This window comes from Methylobacterium sp. WL64 (assembly GCF_008039945.1).
Lineage (GTDB): Bacteria > Pseudomonadota > Alphaproteobacteria > Rhizobiales > Beijerinckiaceae > Methylobacterium.
The window spans coordinates 43,585-62,129 of record NZ_VRVA01000013.1 but is presented as its reverse complement, the minus strand read 5'-3'; the positions used below and the strand labels follow the sequence as shown (position 1 = coordinate 62,129).

Genomic DNA, 18,545 nt, shown 5'->3' with positions numbered 1-18,545 from the left:
CCACAGGCACCAGCCCGCGATGGGCCGCGATGCCGTTCATCATCGAGCCCACCGCGGGCTCGCGGATGCCGTCATGCAGGTCGCGCCCGCATGGGGCGGTTCCGGATTGGGCGCGCGGCGGCGCTCCCCGGACGGGGATGGATCCGGCCGGGTGTCACGGTGGCGAGGGCAGACTCGGTGTCGTCAGAGGAACCCGATCGAGAACCAGGGGACCAGGATGATGACGACGAGGCCGATCAGCAGGGCCAGGATGTAGCCGACGATCGGGCGCATGCCCGCATCCGGGTGGATCCGGCTGATCGCGCAGGCGGCGTAGTAGCCGACGCCGAAGGGTGGGGCGAACAGCCCGATGCCCATCGCGAGGATCACCACCATCGCGTAGTGGACCTCGTGGACGCCCACCTGCCGGGCGATCGGGAACAGCAGCGGGCCGAACAGCACGATCGCCGGGATACCCTCCAGCACCGAGCCCAGGATGATGAACGCGCCGGCCGACACGAACAGGAAGCCTACGGGGCCGCCGGGCAGGCTCTTCATCGCGATCGCCAGCGTCTGCGAGAAGCCCGACTGGGTCAGCGCCCAGGCCATGCCGGTGGCCGCGCCGATGATCAGCAGGATCGCCCCCGACAGCGTCGCGGTCATGACCAGCATCGGGTAGAGCCGCCGCCAGTCGAACTGGCGGTAGATCAGCAGCCCCGCCAGCACCGCGTAGACGATGCCGATGGTCGAGACCTCGGTGGCGGTGGCGATGCCCTCGACCACCGCGAAGCGGATCACGAACGGCAGCGCCAGGGCCGGCACCGCCACCAGGAGAGCCCGGCCGATCACGCTGCGCGACGGGCGGGCGACGTGGCTCAGATCCTCCCGGCGGTAGCGCCACCAGACCAGGGCGCACAGGGTCACGGCCAGCACTAGGCCCGGCAGCAGGCCGCCGGTGAACAGGGCCGTGATCGACACGCCGGTGACCGAGCCGATGGTGATCAACACGATCGAGGGCGGGATCGTCTCGGTCTGCGCGCCGGTTGTGGCGAGCAGGGCCACGAGGTCGCCCTCCTTGGCGCCCCGCGCCTTCATCTCGGGAAACAGCACGGGCGCGACTGCGGCCATGTCGGCGGCCTTCGAGCCGGAGATGCCCGAGACGAGGTACATGGCGCCGACCAGCACGTAATGCAGGCCACCGCGGACGTGACCGAGCAGGGAGGCCAGGAACCCGACCATCGCCCGGGCCATGCCGGTCATCTCGATCAGCAGGCCGAGGAACACGAACAGCGGCACGGCGAGCAGGATGAGATGGCTCATGCCCTCGTCCATGCGCCCGACCACCACCATCGACGGGGCGTTGGTGGTGAGCGTGATGTAGGCGTAGGTCGACAGACCGAACGCGAAGGCGATCGGCACGCCGGAGAAGACCAGGGCGCCGACCCCGAGGACGAAGAACAGCAGCAGGTTGAGGTTGCCGAGCCCCATGAGCCAGGGCTGGAGCGCCATGAGCCCCGCCGCGATGCCGCCGCCCAGGGCGAGCGCGCCGACGGTGAGCCGCCAGTCGGCGGATTCCAGGAGGCGGATCACGGCGACCAGCAGCATCAGGCCGAAGCCGATCGGGAGGGCGGCGGCCCGCCAGGCGTTGTTGAGCTCCAGCGCGGGGGTCTGGACGAAGGTCTCCTCGCTGGCGAATTCGAAGGCCGGCTCCAGCACCAGCGCCACGAAGATCAGGCCGGCCACCAGCGCGACCGTCTCCAGGAAGGCGCGCAGGCGCGGGCCGCACATCGCCACGATGGCGGTCATGCGCATGTGCTCGGCACGGCGGAACGCGACCACGGCGCCCAGCATGGCGAGCCACAGGAACAGGATCGCGGCCAATTCGTCCGACCAGACCAGCGGCTCCCGGAACACGTAGCGGCTGACCACGCCGCCGAACAACACGCCGATCTCGGCCAGAACCAGCAGCGCCGCCGGGATCTCCACGAGGTAGCCGAGGGCCACGTCCAGCTTGCGCAGCCAGGTCCTGGCGCGGAGCGGCGGCCCCGCCAGCTCAAGCCCGGCCGCGCTCTCGACGGCCGCGATATCGATCTGCATGCCGGTCGTCCTTCAGGTCAGCTTGCCGGAGACGTCTTCGAGATGCGCCCACGCCGCATCCCCGTACTTGGCCTTCCAGTCGCGGTAGAAGCTCGTCCGGCTCAGCACCGCGCGGAACCGCGAGCGGTCGACGTCGACGAAGCCGATGCCCTTGGCGGCAAGGCTCTCGCGCAGGGACAGGCTGAGCTTGGCCACATCCGCGCGCTGGTCGGTGCCGGATCGGTCGAATTCCTGCGAAACTGTCCGGCGCAGATCCTCCGGCAGGCGATGCCAAGCCTTCTTGTTGCCCAAAATCCAGTAGCCGTCCCAGACATGCCCGGTCAGGCTGCAGGATTTCTGCACTTCGTAGAGCCGGGCCGTCGCCGTAATGGCAAGCGGATTCTCCTGCCCCTCGACCACCTTGGTCTGGAGCGCGGAGTACAGCTCGTTGAAATTGATCGGCGCCGCGCCGGCATCGAGCGCCTTGAACAGCGAGGTCAGCATCGGCGCCGGCGGCACCCGGATCTTGAAGCCCTTGAGGTCCTCGGGCGTCCTGATCTCGCGGGTCGAGGAGGTGATCTGCCGGAATCCGTTGTCCCAGACCTTGGAGACGGTGAGGATCGGCGTCTTGGCGATCTCGGCCCGGACGTAGGCACCGAGGCCGCCATCCATCGCCGACCAGACCGCGTCGTAATCCTTGAATGCGAAACCGGTGTTGGGCAGGCTCGCGGCCGGCACGAAGGTGGCGAGGATCGAGGTGGCGAGGTTGAAGAACTCGACGCTGCCGTTGCGCACCTGCGCCAGCAGGTCGGTGTCCGAACCGAGCTGGTTGGCCGGGAACAGCTTGATCTCCAGGCGCCCGCCGGTCGCCTCGCGGATCCGGTCGAGGGCCTCCTGCGCCCGGATGTTGACCGGGTGGGTCGGGTCCTGGCCGGTGGCGAGCTTGTAGGAGAACTCGGCCGCCTGCCCGCGCCGGGTCAGGATGCCGAAGACCGGCACGGCGGTCGCGCCGGCGAGCAGGCTGCGGCGGCTGAAGCGCGTGTCGCGCATGGTTTCACTCCCTGGGTCGTCCCGAGCCGCGCGATCCCCGCCGTTGACCGGTCGTGTGGATTCGTGCGTCCCTTCAGTCTTCGCGGCCCGATACCGATATTCGGGGGACCGCTTCTGTGCGTCTCACGCGCCGTCTCTCGCTCCGGCGCGGATCATCCAGGCTCAGCGGCGCGGGGACAAGCCGTGGCGGCGCACAAACGCCGACACTTCACCGCTGCCGTGCCCGCACGTTCAGGTCCCGTTGAGGGCGCGATAGGCGCGCACCACTTGGCTGTCGTCGGCGGTGCCGTCGCCGCGGCCCGATGTCGAGACGAAGAGCTGATGGGCCAGCGCCGCGAGCGGCAGCGCCGCCCCCGCGCTTCGGCCGGCCTCCAGCACGATGCCGAGATCCTTGACGAAGATGTCGACCGCGCTGGTGACCTCCGGCTCGCCCTCCAGCATGCGGGGGCCACGGTCGCGCAGCATCCAGCTCGACGCCGACGAACCCGAGAGGATCTCCAGCACCACCGCGAGATCGACCCCGACCCGGCCGGCCAGAGCCATCGCCTCGGCGGCGGCCGCGATGTGGACGCCGCACAAGAGCTGATTCACCGCCTTGACGGTGGCGCCCTGGCCCGGCCGCTCGCCGACATGGAAGATCCGGTCACCCAGGGCGTCGAGCAACGGGCGGATCTCCGCAAGCGTTGCGGCCGGCGCCGCGGCCATGATCGTGAGCTTGGCGGCCTTGGCCCCGACGACGCCCCCCGAGACCGGGGCGTCCACGAACCGGCGGCCCGTGGCCGAGACGCGCGCCGCGATGGCCTCCACGGCCCCCGGCGGACAGGTCGCCATCAGGACGACGATCCCGTCCGGGGCGAGGGCGTCGAGCGCACCCTGTCCGAACAGCACGTCCTCGGCCTGGGCGGCGTTGACCACCATCAGCACGAGCGCGTCGGCACCGTCGGCCGCCTGCGCCAGGGTCCCGGCCAGCTCGCCGCCCGCTGCCGCGAGGGCCGCGCGGCTCTCCGCCCGGACGTCGTAGCCGCGCACGGAAAAACCCGCGGCGACGAGGTGACCCGCCATCGGCAGGCCCATGGCGCCGAGGCCGACGAAGGCGAGGCGGCTCACAGCCATCCGCGGATGCTCCGCGCCATCGCGGCGGCCGAGATCCCGTAGCGGTCGTGGAGCGTGGGCAGGGCGCCGGCGTCGAGGAATGCGTCCGGCAGGCCGATCTGGCGGAAGCCGCGCTCCGGCATCGTTCCGCTGCGCATCAGCACGCCCGCCACCGCCTCGCCGAGGCCGCCGATCACCGTGTGGTTCTCGGCCACCACAACGAGGCGTCCGCCACGTCGGGCCTCGTGCAGGATCGTCGCCTCGTCCAGGGGCTTGATCGTCGGCACGTGCAGGACCGCCACGTCGATCCGGTCGTCGCGCAGCGCCTCGGCCACCTCCAGCGCCCGCATGGTCATCAGCCCGGAGGAGACGATCAGCACGTCGCGCCCGTCGCGGATCGTCTTGGCCTTGCCCAGTTCGAACGTGTAGCCGTACTCGTCGAGCACCAGGGGGACGTTGCCGCGCAGGAGCCGCAGGTACACAGGCCCCTTATGGGCGGCCATGGCCGGCACGACCTGCTCGATCTCGTGCGCGTCGCACGGATCGATGATCGTGAGGTTGGGCATGCCGCGGAAGATCGCGAGGTCCTCCGTCGCCTGGTGGCTCGGGCCGTAGCCGGTGGTCAGGCCGGGCAGGGCACAGGCAATCTTGACGTCGAGATTCTCCTCGGCGATCGCCAGGCAGATGAAGTCGTAGGCCCGGCGGGCGGCGAACACCGCGTAGGTGGTGGCGAAGGGCGTGAAGCCTTCGCGGGCGAGCCCGGCCGCCGCGCTCATCAGGAGCTGCTCGGCCATCCCCATCTGGTAGAACCGCTCGGGATGGGCCTGCGCGAAGATGTGCAGGTCGGTGTATTTCGACAGGTCCGCCGACAGGCCGACGATGTCGGGCCGGGTCTTGGCGAGTTCGACCAGGGCATGTCCGAACGGCGCGGCCCTGGTGCGCTGCCCGGGGGCGGCGAGCGAGGCGATCATCGCCGAGGTCTTGAGGCTGCCGCCTTCCCGCGGGGCGGGTCTCTCGTATTTCGAGCGTCTCACCGCACCCTCCCTTCGTCCAGGACCGCTAAAGCCCGCTGCCATTCGTCCGGCTCGACGCGCAGGAAGTGATTGCGTTCGCGCGCTTCCAGGAACGGCACGCCCTTGGCCATGCGCGTGTCGCAGATGATGATCCGGGGCTGCGGCCCCGGGTGATGGCGCGCCGCATCGAAGGCAGCCACCAGCGCGTCGAGGTCGTTGCCGTCGACCCGCTGCACGAACCAGTTGAACGCCTCGAATTTCGGAGCCAGCGGCTCGAAGTTGAGCACCCCCGTGGAGGCGCCGTCGGCCTGCATGCCGTTCACGTCGACGAGGCCGATCAGGTTGTCGAGCTTGAACGAGCCCGCCGACATGGCGGCCTCCCAGGTCGAGCCCTCGTCGAGCTCGCCGTCGGAGAACAGGTTGTAGACGACGCTCTTCGAGCCCTTCCGCTTCAGGCCGAGGCACATGCCCACCGCGATCCCGAGCCCGTGGCCGAGCGAGCCGCCGGTGATCTCCATGCCCGGCGTGTAGGCGGCCATGCCCGACATCGGCAGGCGGCTGTCGTCGCCGCCATAGCTCGTCAGCTCATCCTCCGGGATGATCTCCGCCTCGATCAGCGCGGCGTAGAGCGCGATGGCGTAGTGGCCGATCGACAGCAGGAACCGGTCGCGGCCCTCCCATTCGGGATCCTCCGGCCGGTAGGCCATGGCGTGGAAGTAGCTCACCGCCAGCACGTCGCTGATGCCGAGCGCCTGGGCGATGTAGCCCTGGCCCTGGACCTCGCCCATGCGCAGGGCATGGCGGCGGATATGGTAGGCGCGCTCGCTGAGCGGGACGTTGGACCCCGCACGGGGCCGTTCGGTCGGGGACGGAGACGTCATGGCGTGCCTCTCAATGGATCAGCATGCCGCCGTTCACGTCGATCACCGCGCCGGTGATGTACGCGGACAGGTCGGAGGCCAGGAACAGGCAAGCGTTGGCGACGTCGTCGGCCACCCCGAGGCGCCCCAGCGGGATGCCCTTCGCGATCTCGACCTTGAGCTCGGGGGTGAGCTTGCCGCCCGTGATGTCGGTCTGGATCAGGCCGGGCGTCACGGAATTCACCCGGATCCCGTCGGGGCCGAGTTCCCGGGCCATGGCCTTGGCGAGGCCCAGAACGCCGCCCTTGGCCGCGCTGTAATGCGGGCCTCCGAAGATGCCGCCGCCGCGCTGGGCAGAGACCGAGGACATGCATACGATCGCCCCCGAGCCCTGGCCGCGCATCCCCGGGATCACGGCCTGGCTCATGTAGAGGGTGCCGCGCAGGTTCACGTCGGTGACCGCGTCGTAATTCTCCGGCGCGATGTCCATGATCTTGAGCGGCTGGGTGATGCCGGCGTTGTTGACGAGCACGTCGATGCGCCCGAGCCGGGCCACGACCTCCTCGGCGGCCCGGGAACAGGCGGCCCGGTCGGCCACGTCGCAGGCGAGGCCGACATGGCCGGCCCCGATCTCGCGGGCGGATTCCTCGGCTTGGCCCGCATCGAGGTCGAGCACGGCGATACGCGCGCCATACTGCGCGAACAGGCGCGCGGTGGCCTTGCCGATGCCGCGGGCGGAGGCCGCCCCGGTGATCACGCAGACCCGATCGTTCAACAGCATGGGACCCTCCCGGCGATCCGCGCGGGTGCGGGATCGAAGCCTGTCGTCGCGACGGAGGCGCAAGCCGGCCGGCGATCGCGATCCGGGGATCGGCGGCCTCGCGGTGACGTTTCCTCGCGTCTTGTTCGTTGAGGCGACATTGACCCGGCGAGACCGGCCGCGACAAACGCGAATCCTACATCCTCAGGTGAATGGGATTCACCTGCCGAGGGTGTCAAACCAGCTCGGCGGCCAGCTCGATCGCGAGTTCCTGGGCGAGCCAGCGCGCGAAGACCTGCAGCGGCGCCCGGCGGCGGGCATCGGCCGGGCAGACGAAATGGTGGCCGACGTAGCCGATGTCCTCCGCCCGCCCGGCGAGCGGCGCGACCAGGCGACCGGCGGCGATCTCCCGCTCGGCGAGCCGGGTCGATTCGAGGGCGACGCCGAGCCCGTCCGCCGCCGCCGCCAGGGCGAGGAAACTCCGGTCGAAGCGGATCGCGGCGGTGGGCGGCGCGGCCAGCCGGTTGCGCTCGAACCAGTGAGTCCAGCGCACCTGCTTATTGTCGCTCTGGATCAGGGTCTGCGCGAACAGGTCGGCGGGGGCGGCGATCCGGGCGGCGCGCTCGGGATCGCAGAGGGGCGTCACCGTCTCGAACCCGAGCGGCATGCGCACGAGGCCTTCGCCCCGGGGCGGCCCGTAGACGATGTCGGCGTCGAACTCGTCGGTGATGAAGCGGGCGTAGTCCATGCCGGCGGCCAGCCGAACCTCGAAGCCCGGATGCTCGCTGAGGAAGCGCGCCAAGCGCGGGACGAGCCACTGCGCGGCAAAGCTCGGCGCGCAATGGAGGCGCAGCAGTTGGGGCCCGCGATTCGCCACGAGGTCGAGGCCGCGGTTCAGCTCGGCGAAGGCCCGGCCGACATGGTCGCACAAGGCCTCCCCGGCCGGGGTCGGCGTGATGCCTTGCCCGTTGCGCTCGAACAGGGCGACGCCGAGCGTCTCCTCCATCTTTCGGACGGCGTGGCTGACCGCGCTCGGCGACAGGTTCAGCTCGCCCGCCGCCGCCTTGAATGAGCGCCGCCGCGCGGCGGCCTCGAAGATCCGGACGGCGGACAGGGGGACGGGCGGACGCATCCGAGGCAGGATGGTCCGGCGGTGGCGGCGCTGGCAATGGCCGAGGGATCTGTGCGGGCCGTCAGGCGGCCCAACGCTGCGATGAGCTGAGCCGGCTTCAGGCTGCCAGCGCCGCCTGCCCGTCGCGGCCATGGGCCTGATCCATGATCTCGCCGACCCGTTCGCCGACGGCGATCGCGATGCCGGCCGAGGCGGGCCCCTCCGAACCCTGCTGGCAGATCCGGGTGAGGACGTCGGTGACGCGCTGTTCCATGACGGCGAGAATGGCCGCGGCCGCCGCGGGCTGGGCCCCGCGGAGCACGGCCGCGAGGTCGCAATAGGCGTCCTGGAGGAGCCGCAGGGTCAGGCGATCGACAGCCTGCTCGTCTTCAGCCTTCAAGGCACCCATGCCACGCCTCCCTCGGGTCGCTCGCTGCAACTTGGGGAGGACACGTTAACGGCGCGTAAACCGGCAGAGCCTTCGGACGCGATCGGCTAACCATGCCCCGCCCGGCGGCGCAAGCTCAGCAGCCCGAGCAGATGCCGCTCGCGGCCGCGTGGCCGCCTTTCAGGAGGCGCTCCATCGCCGCGTCGCGATCGTAGGTCTGCGCCGGGATCGTCGACGCGGTCGACCGGCCGGCGGCGAGGGCCGGCGGTCTCAGGAGATCGGCGGGACGCAACGCCTCCCAGGCCAGGCGGCTGCGCCGGGACGAGTCCAGGGCCGCACCCGGGTTCAGGCCCCGGGGCTCGAACGCCGGGACCGGGGTCGTCATGGTCCCCGGTATGACGATGCGCGGCAGGGTGGCGACCGCCTCGGCTTGGGCCTCCGGGGCCGCGGCCACCGGCGTCGCGGCGACGGACACCGGGGTGCGCGGCAACGCGCTGTAGGCCGTCGGCACGTTCGGCAGGCGCGAGCACGCCCCCGCCGACAGCAGCATGCCTAGGACCGCAATCCGGTTAACATTGATCATGATCGCCCTGATGCGATGCCGCAGCCCTAATCACGGCTGTGGGACTCGATGTTAACCACGGATTAAGCCATATGTCCAACCCGCATCGCCAAGCGCAACTTCCAAATAAACAAACAATACTTGTAGATAACCGGAAATCCCGTGATAATCTTGGCCCGCTCAACCCGTCCGGACGGAAGCATCGTCGGCACGGCCGGTCCAAGACCGGGTTCGCTGCCTGCGTATTGAATACCGACTCCTCAAGAAAACGGTTTGCTCGGCGGCGCCCACGCGGCAACGAGAAGCTTGGCGGCTCCGGACAGCCGCCGAGATGGGTCATGAAGAGCGTTGCACATTCCCTGATTGCGGCGCTTGCTGCTTTCGCCGTCCTGTCGCCGTCGATCGTTGCGGCCGTTCCCGCTGGCCGAAGCGCGGAACAACCCCGCCCGGCGGTCGATCGCAGCGCGCTCATCGCGGAGCGACAGCAACGGACTTGGCAGCAGCTTTCAGGCTCGATCTGCACCGGCTGCATTACGGTGGCCAACCGCGTCGCGCCGGTCAGCTACGACAAGCCGAGCCTGGTCGAGCTGGCGCAGCGCCCGACCCGCCTCGCGACGGCCGCGCGGCGGCCGCGGGCGAAGGTGCGGCTCGCCCAATTGCGGCGCGCCAAGATGCGCGTTGCGCAAATACGACTTGCCCAGATGCGCAAGCGCTACGCCCGGCTTCATCGGCACGACCGGCGCCGGCTCGCGGCAGGAGCGCATCCGGTCCGGCTGGCGAAACGTCCGCCGCCGCGGACACTCGCGCTGGCAGGCGGGTTACCGGTCGGGCCGATCCAGGTCGAGTACCGGCTGCCCGAACACCCGGTCGAGCGGCCGTGGGTGCCCCAGGATGACAACCGCTGGCACGCGACGATCCTGCCGGCCTCGTCGGTACGCCCGCGACGATCCTGACACGACGCGCGGCGCCGTCACGGCGGACGCCGGGATCGGAACGCGATACACCGCCGGCAAACCGGGACGGGCGATTGAACCCCGCCGCCCGCATCCCGTTGTGCCGGCGGAGTTTCCCGTGACCGTCATCCGCCTCGTCGCCGCCGGCCTCGCCGTCTCGCTCAGCCTCGGCTCCGCCCGGGCGGTCGATCGCGATCTGACCGGCAGTATCGCCCGTCCCGACGCGGGTGAGCCGGCTCAGGATATCGTGGTCGCCGCTCCAGACGAGCGGACCACCGTGGTCGTGCTTCCCCAGCAGAGCGTGACCACGTCGGCCCCGTTGCAGAGGGTGCTGCCACCGCTGAAGCCGCTGCCGAAATGGGATCCGCGGGTCTGCATCGGCTGCTGAGCGGTTCCCCGAAGGCGACGCCGGCCAGACGGCCTGAGATCGGCGGAACTTGGCGGCCGGCGCGCGCGTCGACTCGGTGACCCCATCGAACTCCAGAGCTGACCATGCGCGCCATCCTCCTCGCCGGCCTCTGCCTGTCGCCGCTTCTCGCGACCCCCGTCCGGGCTCAGGTGCAGCAGAACAATCCCAACGCCGCGAACCAGTCCATGGAAAACAACAACCAGCTGCGGTCGCTGCGCCAGGAGCAGACGACGCAGGGCAACACGCTGCGGATGGACATCCAGCGGAATCAGGCCGCGACGCCGGCTCCCAACACCGGGCCGAACGCGGTCGCCCCGATCGGCGGCGGGACCGGGATCGGCCGCTGAGCCGAACCCGGGTCCCGCCGCCCGCGATCAGGCCGTTGCGGGCAGGGCGGGGCGGCTCTCGATCGCCTTGCGCACAATCGCCTCGACCTCGGCCCGCCGTGCCCCGGACAGGGGCTTGCGCGGACCGCGCACGTGCTCGGTCGAGTTGATCGCGAGGCACTCGGCGAGCTTGATGTTCTGGACCAGGTAGGTCGAGACATCGAGGTCGAGGAGCGGCCGGAACCAGCGGTAGATCGCCAGCGCCTCCTGGGTGCGCCCCGCCTGCATCAGCCGGTAGATCGCGACCGTCTCCGACGGGAACGCGCAGACGAGGCCGGCGACCCAGCCGCAGGCGCCGACCGCGAGCGCTTCCAGGGCGAGGTTGTCGACGCCGGTCAGGACGGCGTAGCGGTCGCCCAGCCGGTTGATGATCTCGGTGGTGCGGCGGATGTCGTCGGAGGATTCCTTGATGGCCACGAAGCGCGGATCCGCGGCCAAGTCCTCCATGATCTCGGGCGTGACGTCGACCCGGTAGGCAACGCGGTTGGAATAGATCATCACCGGCAGGTCGCCCGCGGCCGCGACGGCCCGCAGGGTCTCGACCGTCTCGGCCGGATCGGTGTGGTAGATCGGGCTCGGTACCACCATCAGGCCGCTGGCGCCGGCCTTGGCCGCCTTGGCGGCGAGGTCGCAGGCCTCGCGGGTGCCCGCCTCGGACACGGTCAGCAGGGTCGGCTTGCCCTTGGTGACCGACTGGGCCCGCTTGAGCACGTCGATGCGCTCGTCCTGGGACAGCATGGGCCCTTCGCCGAGCGAGCCGCACACGATGATGCCGTCGCATCCGGCGTCCATCTGGAGGCCGAAGCAGCGCTCCATCTCGGCATGGTCGAGGCTGCCGTCGGACTTGAACTTGGTCGTGACGGCGGGAATGACACCGGTCCACATGGTCGAATTTCCTTTTCGATCAACGGGTTGAACAGCACCGCACTCGGCTCGCGCGGCCATGGCTTCGCCCACGCCTCACACGGCGCGGCGGCGAAATCGGCCTGCCCGTCGGGGCAGGGGGTGCCTCAAACCGCCTCGGCGGCCGGGGCTGTCTCGTGGGTGGCGATGAGGACCGGACGCCTCTTGATCCGCTCGGCCCGGCGGCGGCGCAGGTGCAGAAGCTCGCCGACCACGCCGCGCCGGAAGAACGAGACGCAGACGATGAAGATCAGGCCGATCACCACGGTCACGAGGTCGCCGATGGTCGCGAGGTAGTTCTGCAGCCCGACCACCAGCCCGGCCCCGAGCAGCGGCCCGAAGATCGTGCCGACGCCCCCGAGCAGGGTCATCAGCACCACCTCGGTCGAGGTGTGCAGCGAAACGTCGTTGAGGGAGACGAGCTGGAACACCAGCGCCTTCATCGCCCCGGCATAGCCGGCGACCGCCGCCGAGATCACGAAGGCCAGAAGCTTGAAGCGGTCGGTGTCGTAGCCGAGCGACGTCGCCCGCGCCTCGTTGTCCCGCACCGCCTGCAGGATCTGGCCGAAGGGCGAGTGGACCACGCGGTCCACGAACAGGAAGCCCGCCGCAAACAGCGCCAGCGTCACGTAGTACATCACCGTGTCGGAGGTGAGGTCGAGCCCGAACAGGCTGCCGCGCGGGATGCCCTGGAGCCCGTCCTCGCCGCCGGTCCAGCGGATCTGCACCGCCAGGAAATAGACGATCTGCGAGAGCGCCAGGGTGATCATCGCGAAGTAGATGCCCCGCCGCCGGATCGCGAGGCCACCGATGGCGAAGCCGACCAGAGCCGCCGCGGCGACGCCCGCCACGAAGGCCGCCGGCATCCCCAGCGGGTGGTTGCCGAAGCGGATCATCAGGGCGCCGGTGACGTAGCCGGCGCTGCCCAGGAAGGCGGCGTGCGCGAAGGACACGAGCCCGGTGAAGCCCAGGAGCAGGTTGAAGGCGCAGGCGAACAGCCCGTAGCACATCACCTTCATCACGAAGACCGGGTAGATCAGCCCCGGCACGAAGGGGACGACCAGGGCGAGCGCGACCAGGACCAGGACAATCTTGAAGGTGTTCGACATCGGCTCCCCTCAGACTTCGCGGCCGAACAGGCCGGCCGGGCGTACCAGCAGGGCCAGCGCCATGATGACGAAGACCACCACGGTCGAGGCCTCCGGGTAGACCACCTTGGTCAGCCCCTCGATCAGCCCGAGGGCGAGCCCGGTCATCATCGCGCCGAGGATCGAGCCGAGGCCGCCGATCACCACCACGGCGAAGACGATGTTGAGCAGGTTGCCGCCCATGAGCGGCGTCACCTGCATGATCGGCGCGGCCAGCACCCCGGCGATGCCGGCCAGCGCCACGCCGAACCCGTAGGTCAGGGTGATCATCACCGGCACGTTGATGCCGAAGGCCTGGAGCAGGCGCGGGTTCTCGGTCCCGGCGCGGAGGTAGGCGCCGAGCTTGGTCCGCTCGAACAGGAACCAGGTGAAGACGCAGATCAGCAGCGAGGCCACGACCACGAAGACGCGGTACTTCGGCAGCAGCATGAAGCCGACATCGACCGGCCCCTGCAGGATCTCCGGCGGCTCGTAGCCCTGGCCGGAGACGCCGAACACGTATCGGAAGCCCCCCTCCATCACCAGCGCCACCCCGAAGGTCAGGAGCAGTCCGTAGAGGTGGTCGAGATGGTAGAGCCGGCGCAGCAGCGTGCGTTCGATGAGCATGCCGAACAGGGCGACGCAGAGCGGGGCCAGCACCAGCGCGACCCAGAAGCTGATCTGGAAGTCGGGATAGCCGAGCCAGGGCCCGATCTGGGTCAGCCCGATCCAGGCCAGGAACGCGGCCATCATGAACTGCGCCCCATGGGTGAAGTTGATGATGTTGAGCAGCCCGAAGATGATCGCCAGCCCCATGCTCAGGAGGGCGTAGAAGCAACCGCCGATGAGGCCGATGGTGAGCTGGGCCATGAAGGCCTGGAGGGTGATGTCCATCGGGGGGTCACCGGCGGCTGCGAGGGGCGGGAACCGCACGGAGACCGTCCGCGCGGAGCGTGGGGACGGCCTCAGCCCTTGGCGTTGAGCGGGCAGGCATCCGAGGGCTTCGGGAACACGTCGTCGCCCTTCAGGACCGCCCGGACGTTGTAGAAGTCCCAGTCGCGCTTGGATTCCGCCGGCTTCTTCACCTGCAGGAGCAGCATGTCGTGGACGAGGGCGCCGTCGGCGCGCAGCGTGCCGTTGCGGATCACCGCGTCGTCGATGGTCATGGTGCGCAGCTTGGCCATCACGGCGCCGGCCTCGTCGGTGCCCGCCGCCTCGATCGCCTTCAGGTAGCTGAGCGCGGCCGAGTAGACCGCCGCCTGCGACGCGCTCGGCATGCGCTTCATCTTGGCGAAATACTTCTCCGCGAAGGCGCGCGAGCGGTCGTCGTAGTCCCAGTAGAAGGCTTCGGTGAGGTACATGTCCTGGGCCTTGGCTAGGCCGAGGCTCTTCACGTCGGTGATGTAGGTGAGCAGCGGGGCGATCACCTGCTTGTCGCCGCGCCCGATGCCGTACTCGGCGGCCTGCTTGACGGCGTTGATCGTGTCGCTGCCGGCATTGGCCAGCGCGATCACCTGGGCGCCACTGCCTTGCGCCTTCAGCATGAAGGAGGAGAAGTCGCCGCCCGGGAAGGGATGGCGCGACACGCCCAGCACCTTGCCGCCCTCGGCCTCGACCACCGCGGAGGCGTCCTTCTCGAGGGAATGGCCGAAGGTGTAGTCGGCGGTGACGAAGTACCAGGTCTTGCGGCCGGTCTTCAGCAGCGCCTTGGCGGTGCCGGCCGCGAGCGCGTAGGTGTTCACCATCCACTGCGCGTTGAGCGGCGAGCATTTCTCGTTGATCGCCGCCATGGCGACCCCGGCCGAGAGCATCGTCACCCGGTTCTTCTGCTTGGCGATCTCCATCACGGCAAGCGCCGTCGAGGAGGTCGGGAAGTCGGCGATCATGTCGACCTTGCCCTGGTCGAACCATTCCCGGGCGAGGTTGGCGGCGATGTCGGGCTTGTTCTGGTGGTCGGCCGCGATGAGTTCGATGGGGGCGTTCAGCACTTTGCCGCCCATCTCGTCGATGGCGATCTGCGCCGCCACGGCCGAGCCGCGCCCGGTGAAGTCGGAATAGATGCCCGACAGGTCGTTGAGGATGCCGATCTTGACGACGCCGTCGCTGATCGCCTCGGCGGCGAGCGCCGGCAGGGGGATCGACAGGGGGGCCGACGCGAGCGACGCGCCGAGCACGTAACCGATGAACCGTGACCGCATGTTCCCGCCTCCTGTTCGTCCCGAATACTTGCCCCTGCCGGAGCGTTGTCTGTGCATCGTCGTGTCCCGAAAGCCGGCAGCCGCCTTTCGGGATAAGACTCAGAGGCCGAGCAGGCGCCCGACCTCGGCCTCCCGTGCCGCCACCGCGTCGGCCGGGATCTCGGCCGCGACCCGTCCGTGCTCGATCACGTAGTGGCGGTCGGCGAGGTGCCGGGCGAAGTGGAAGTTCTGCTCGACCAGCACGATGGTGAAGCCGCGGCTCTTGAGCAGGGCCACCGCCCGGCCGAGCGCCTCGACGATGACCGGGGCGAGGCCCTCGGTGATCTCGTCCAGCAGCAGGATGCGGGCGCCCGTGGTCAGGATGCGGCCGAGCGCCAGCATCTGCTGCTCGCCGCCCGAGAGGCGGCCGCCGCCGCTGTCGGCCCGCTCGGCCAGGTTCGGAAACAGCGTCAGCACTTCGGCCACCGACATCCCGTCGGGGCCGAGGCGGGGCAGGAGGGTCAGGTTCTCCTGGGTCGTGAGCGAGCGATAGATGCCGCGCTCCTCCGGGCAGTAGCCGAGGCCGAGCCGGGCGATCCGGTGCGTGCTGAGCCGGATCGTCTCCTGCCCGCGCACCCGCACCGAGCCGGCGCGCCGGTCGGTCAGGCCCAGGATGGCCTTGAGCGTGGTGCTGCGCCCGGCACCGTTGCGGCCGAGCAGGGTCACGCACTCGCCCTCGCGCACCGTGAGGTCGATCCCGTGCAGGACGTGGCTCTCGCCGTACCAGGCTTCGAGCCCGCGGATCTGCAGGGCGATGGCGGGCTCAGGCAAGTCCTTTTTGGGCAAGTCCGTCTCGGGCGAGTCCGTCTCGGGCGAGTCCGTCTCGGGCAAGTCCGTCTCAGGCATGTCCGCCTCCGAGATAGGCCGCCTTAACGCCGGGATCGTTGGAGACCTCGGCGTAGCTGCCCTGGGCGAGGATCTCGCCGCGCTGGAGCACGGTGATCGCGTCGCAGAGGTCCGCCACCACCGACATGTTGTGCTCGACCATCAGGATTGTGCGACCCACGGCGATCCGCCGGATCAGCCGCTTGATCCGGTCGACATCGTCGAGGGCCATGCCCTGGGTCGGCTCGTCGAGGAGAAGAAGGGGCGGATCGAGGGCAAGCGTCGTGGCGATCTCGAGGGTGCGCTTGCGCCCGTAGGAAAGATCGGCGGCGTTCGTGTCGGCGTAATCCGCAAGGCCGACCTCGGACAGAAGCACCATGGCCTCGTCGTCGAGCACGGACAACGATCGGATCGAGCGCCAGAACCAATATTGCGTCCCCAATCGCCGCTGGAGCGCGACACGGACATTGTCACGCACGCTCATGTGCGGGAAAGTCGCCGAGATCTGGAACGAGCGCACGATTCCCCGCCGGGCGATCGCCGCCGAACTCTCGTGCGTGATGTCGGCCCCTTCGTAGAGGATGCGTCCGCCGGTCGGCGTGTGGACCTTGGTCAGCAGGTTGAAGAACGTGGTCTTGCCGGCGCCGTTGGGGCCGATGAGCGCGTGGATGGCGTGACGGCGGACCGAAAAGTCGACGTCCCGGACGGCCGTGAAACCGCCGAACGCCTTGGTCAGCCCCTCTGTCACCAACGCGTGCTCAGCCACGACACCCCCACCGGCTCCGTTTCTGTAGATTGTATAAAATCTGCAGATGCGTCAAGCGTCCTCTGCGACGACAGCTGCACAATCAGCGGGCTTACCCGGCCGGGGCGTTCCGGTAGATCGCCACCAGCGATACGGCGGCGTGCGCGATGTGCGCTTGCAAGAGTTCGGCCGCCTCCGAGATGCGGCCCACTTCGCAGAGCGCCACGATCTGCGTGTGCTCGTGATCGGCACGCGCGGTGTCCCCGGAGGCGGACAGCTGCAGCCGCGTCGGGCGATCGCAATCCTGCAGCAGGGCGGAGACGATGCTGAGCGAGCGGGGGCGATCGGCGTAACGGAGCAGATCGAGGTGGAAGCTTCGGTTCAGCTCGCCCCATCGGTCGACCTGGCCAGCCTCAAGCGCCGCGCCGTACTCGTCGGTGAGGCCGCGCAGCCTCCGATAATCCGCCGCCCCGAAGCGGCGTGCGGAGAGCGCCAGCAGCGGCGGTTCGAGCTGCTCGCGCAGGCGGAAGATGTCTTCCACTTCCTCGACGGTCAGGCCGGTCACGAGCGCCCCGCGATGCGGCACGATCCTGACCAGCCCTTGAGCCTCCAGCTGCAGCAGCGCCTCCCGAACCGGGATGCGGCTGATGCCGAACTCCTCCGCCAGCGCATCCTGGCGCAGCTGGATCCCGGGCGCGAACTCACCGTTCAGGATGCGCTGACGAAGCGATTCCGTGACCGCGGCCGAAACGGTCTTGTGGCGCAGGCGATCGGTGGGACGTGACGGAGGATTGGGATTGGGATTGGGATCAGGCATCGGCACCTCGGAATGCGTGTAGATTTTATCCGAAGTCGATGCGTTGCGACAGACGGGGTCCTCACGCGGGCCGGGGCGTTGCCGGGCGCAGGCCGATGAACGTCCCGTGGGTCACCAAGCCGGCCCGACCCTTGCGTCGCGGCCGCCATCGCCGCCGCGACGCGAGGGCTGGGGGTGCCACTCAGTCCCCCCGTTCGCCGCGCAGGGTCTTCAGGCCGATGCCGGTCGCCTCGAAGCCGCCATCGACGGCGAGCTGCTGGCCCGTGACGAAGGAGGCCCGTTCGGAGCAGAGGAACACGATCGCCTCCGCGAGTTCCGACTCGAGGCCGTAGCGCCCCAACGGGACGGCATCGTGATAGTCGGCGCGGATCTCCGGGCTGTGAACCGCCTTGGCCATCGCGGTGTCCACCGGCCCGGGGGCGACCGCGTTCACCCGGATCCCGAACTGCGCCAGCTCGACGGCCTGCTGCTTGGTGAGCTGGGCCAACGCCGCCTTGCTGGTGCCGTAGGCGGTCCGCAGCGTCGAGGCGCGCAGGCCCGAGATCGAGGTGATGTTCACGATCGCGCCGCCGCGCTCGGAAAGCAGCGGGACGGCCGCCTGCGTGCACAGGAACGGCCCCGACAGGTTCACGGCGAGCACCCGCGACCAATCGTCGAACGTGGTCTCCATCAGCGGCTTGAAGATCGCGATGCCGGCGTTGTTGACCAGCGCGTCGAGCCGCCCGAACCGGTCGGCGACCTGCCGCATCGCGCCGGCGACCGCCTGCGGATCGGAGACGTCCGCGGTGACCGCCAGCACCGCCTCGGGCCGGTCGAGCCCGGCGGCGGCGGCGGCCACGGCCGGGCCGTCGATGTCGAGGAGGGCGACACGCCACCCGTCCGCGAGGAACCGGCTCGCGGCGGCGAGCCCGATGCCGCGGGCCGCCCCCGTCACCAGCGCGGTCCGGTCCTGGGTGTCGCTCATAGCGTCATATCCGTGGGCGAGGGCCGCGCGGCGGCGGCGGGGGATCGTTCCGGCAGCGGCGCCTCGCTCATGGTGCGCGACAGCGGCACCACTCGAAACCGCTCCCACAGATCCATACGATGCGGGACTTGAATTTCCAGTCCTTCCGTCGGCAGCGCGGCACCGAACATCAGGACCAGCTGCGCCGACCGCGAAGCCCCCTGCGCGCGGCAAACGGACGCCTCGGCACCTTCGGGGCCTGCATCCGCGTGACTGCGATTCGCAACGCGGCTAGCACGGTGATGGCGC

At 69.7% G+C, this 18,545-nt stretch carries 21 protein-coding genes; 3 read left to right on the top strand and 18 right to left on the bottom strand.

Features of this window, described 5'->3' with window-relative positions:
- Positions 1 to 183: 183 nt before the first annotated feature.
- The 9 genes from FV242_RS09455 to FV242_RS09415 all read right to left on the bottom strand — a co-directional run bounded on the left by FV242_RS09455 (position 184) and on the right by FV242_RS09415 (position 8,912).
- The gene (locus FV242_RS09455; protein ID WP_147907236.1) at positions 184 to 2,076 is read right to left on the bottom strand and encodes a TRAP transporter large permease subunit; all 1,893 of its coding nucleotides are present in this window, start codon (positions 2,074 to 2,076) and stop codon (positions 184 to 186) included.
- A 12-nt stretch (positions 2,077 to 2,088) separates the two neighbouring features.
- The gene (locus FV242_RS09450) at positions 2,089 to 3,105 is read right to left on the bottom strand and encodes a TRAP transporter substrate-binding protein (protein ID WP_147907237.1); all 1,017 of its coding nucleotides are present in this window, start codon (positions 3,103 to 3,105) and stop codon (positions 2,089 to 2,091) included.
- A gap of 231 nt (positions 3,106 to 3,336) precedes the next feature.
- Positions 3,337 to 4,218, bottom strand: coding sequence for an NAD(P)-dependent oxidoreductase (locus FV242_RS09445; RefSeq protein ID WP_147938735.1), 882 nt, complete (start codon positions 4,216 to 4,218; stop codon positions 3,337 to 3,339).
- Positions 4,209 to 5,231, bottom strand: coding sequence for a transketolase family protein (locus FV242_RS09440; RefSeq protein WP_147907239.1), 1,023 nt, complete (start codon positions 5,229 to 5,231; stop codon positions 4,209 to 4,211). Before FV242_RS09440 ends, FV242_RS09445 begins: the two co-directional genes overlap by 10 nt.
- Positions 5,228 to 6,091, bottom strand: a complete 864-nt coding sequence (locus tag FV242_RS09435; protein WP_147907240.1) for a transketolase — start codon at positions 6,089 to 6,091, stop codon at positions 5,228 to 5,230. The genes FV242_RS09440 and FV242_RS09435 overlap by 4 nt, the downstream gene beginning before the upstream one ends.
- Before the next feature lie 10 nt (positions 6,092 to 6,101).
- Positions 6,102 to 6,851, bottom strand: a complete 750-nt coding sequence (locus tag FV242_RS09430; RefSeq protein WP_147907241.1) for an SDR family NAD(P)-dependent oxidoreductase — start codon at positions 6,849 to 6,851, stop codon at positions 6,102 to 6,104.
- 214 nt (positions 6,852 to 7,065) lie between these two features.
- Positions 7,066 to 7,962 (bottom strand): LysR substrate-binding domain-containing protein, encoded by an 897-nt coding sequence (locus FV242_RS09425; RefSeq protein ID WP_147938734.1) that lies wholly within the window; start codon positions 7,960 to 7,962, stop codon positions 7,066 to 7,068.
- 97 nt (positions 7,963 to 8,059) lie between these two features.
- Entirely contained in the window at positions 8,060 to 8,350 is a 291-nt protein-coding gene (locus tag FV242_RS09420; RefSeq protein ID WP_147857360.1) for a hypothetical protein, read from the bottom strand.
- 115 nt (positions 8,351 to 8,465) lie between these two features.
- Positions 8,466 to 8,912, bottom strand: a complete 447-nt coding sequence (locus FV242_RS09415; protein ID WP_246692648.1) for a hypothetical protein — start codon at positions 8,910 to 8,912, stop codon at positions 8,466 to 8,468.
- A gap of 317 nt (positions 8,913 to 9,229) precedes the next feature.
- On the opposite strand from FV242_RS09415, the gene FV242_RS09410 reads away from it, so the two are divergent.
- From FV242_RS09410 to FV242_RS09400, 3 genes are all read left to right on the top strand, one after another.
- Positions 9,230 to 9,844: a hypothetical protein gene (locus tag FV242_RS09410; RefSeq protein ID WP_147938733.1), complete on the top strand. Its 615-nt coding sequence runs from the start codon at positions 9,230 to 9,232 to the stop codon at positions 9,842 to 9,844.
- 118 nt (positions 9,845 to 9,962) lie between these two features.
- Positions 9,963 to 10,232, top strand: coding sequence for a hypothetical protein (locus FV242_RS09405; protein ID WP_147907245.1), 270 nt, complete (start codon positions 9,963 to 9,965; stop codon positions 10,230 to 10,232).
- A gap of 104 nt (positions 10,233 to 10,336) precedes the next feature.
- A complete protein-coding gene (locus FV242_RS09400) occupies positions 10,337 to 10,600 on the top strand; it encodes a hypothetical protein (protein ID WP_147938732.1) in 264 nt (87 codons plus the stop codon).
- A gap of 27 nt (positions 10,601 to 10,627) precedes the next feature.
- On the opposite strand, the gene FV242_RS09395 is transcribed toward FV242_RS09400, so the two are convergent.
- From FV242_RS09395 to FV242_RS34450, 9 genes are all read right to left on the bottom strand, one after another.
- Complete coding sequence (locus FV242_RS09395) at positions 10,628 to 11,524, bottom strand: dihydrodipicolinate synthase family protein (protein ID WP_147938731.1); 897 nt, start codon at positions 11,522 to 11,524, stop codon at positions 10,628 to 10,630.
- Between the two features lie 125 nt (positions 11,525 to 11,649).
- Entirely contained in the window at positions 11,650 to 12,651 is a 1,002-nt protein-coding gene (locus FV242_RS09390) for a branched-chain amino acid ABC transporter permease (protein ID WP_147938730.1), read from the bottom strand.
- Positions 12,652 to 12,660: 9 nt separating this feature from the next.
- Positions 12,661 to 13,563 (bottom strand): branched-chain amino acid ABC transporter permease, encoded by a 903-nt coding sequence (locus tag FV242_RS09385; RefSeq protein WP_147938729.1) that lies wholly within the window; start codon positions 13,561 to 13,563, stop codon positions 12,661 to 12,663.
- Positions 13,564 to 13,634: 71 nt separating this feature from the next.
- A complete protein-coding gene (locus FV242_RS09380; RefSeq protein WP_147907250.1) occupies positions 13,635 to 14,867 on the bottom strand; it encodes an ABC transporter substrate-binding protein in 1,233 nt (410 codons plus the stop codon).
- A gap of 99 nt (positions 14,868 to 14,966) precedes the next feature.
- Positions 14,967 to 15,677: an ABC transporter ATP-binding protein gene (locus FV242_RS09375; RefSeq protein ID WP_147907280.1), complete on the bottom strand. Its 711-nt coding sequence runs from the start codon at positions 15,675 to 15,677 to the stop codon at positions 14,967 to 14,969.
- 67 nt (positions 15,678 to 15,744) lie between these two features.
- Positions 15,745 to 16,497 carry an ABC transporter ATP-binding protein gene (locus tag FV242_RS09370; RefSeq protein WP_147907251.1) on the bottom strand — a complete coding sequence of 251 codons (753 nt, stop codon included), beginning with the start codon at positions 16,495 to 16,497 and terminating at the stop codon, positions 15,745 to 15,747.
- A gap of 91 nt (positions 16,498 to 16,588) precedes the next feature.
- Positions 16,589 to 17,293 (bottom strand): GntR family transcriptional regulator, encoded by a 705-nt coding sequence (locus tag FV242_RS09365; RefSeq protein ID WP_147938728.1) that lies wholly within the window; start codon positions 17,291 to 17,293, stop codon positions 16,589 to 16,591.
- A gap of 181 nt (positions 17,294 to 17,474) precedes the next feature.
- Entirely contained in the window at positions 17,475 to 18,257 is a 783-nt protein-coding gene (locus tag FV242_RS09360) for an SDR family NAD(P)-dependent oxidoreductase (RefSeq protein WP_147907253.1), read from the bottom strand.
- Positions 18,254 to 18,427, bottom strand: a complete 174-nt coding sequence (locus FV242_RS34450) for a hypothetical protein (RefSeq protein WP_187278373.1) — start codon at positions 18,425 to 18,427, stop codon at positions 18,254 to 18,256. The genes FV242_RS09360 and FV242_RS34450 overlap by 4 nt, the downstream gene beginning before the upstream one ends.
- Positions 18,428 to 18,545: the final 118 nt, after the last annotated feature.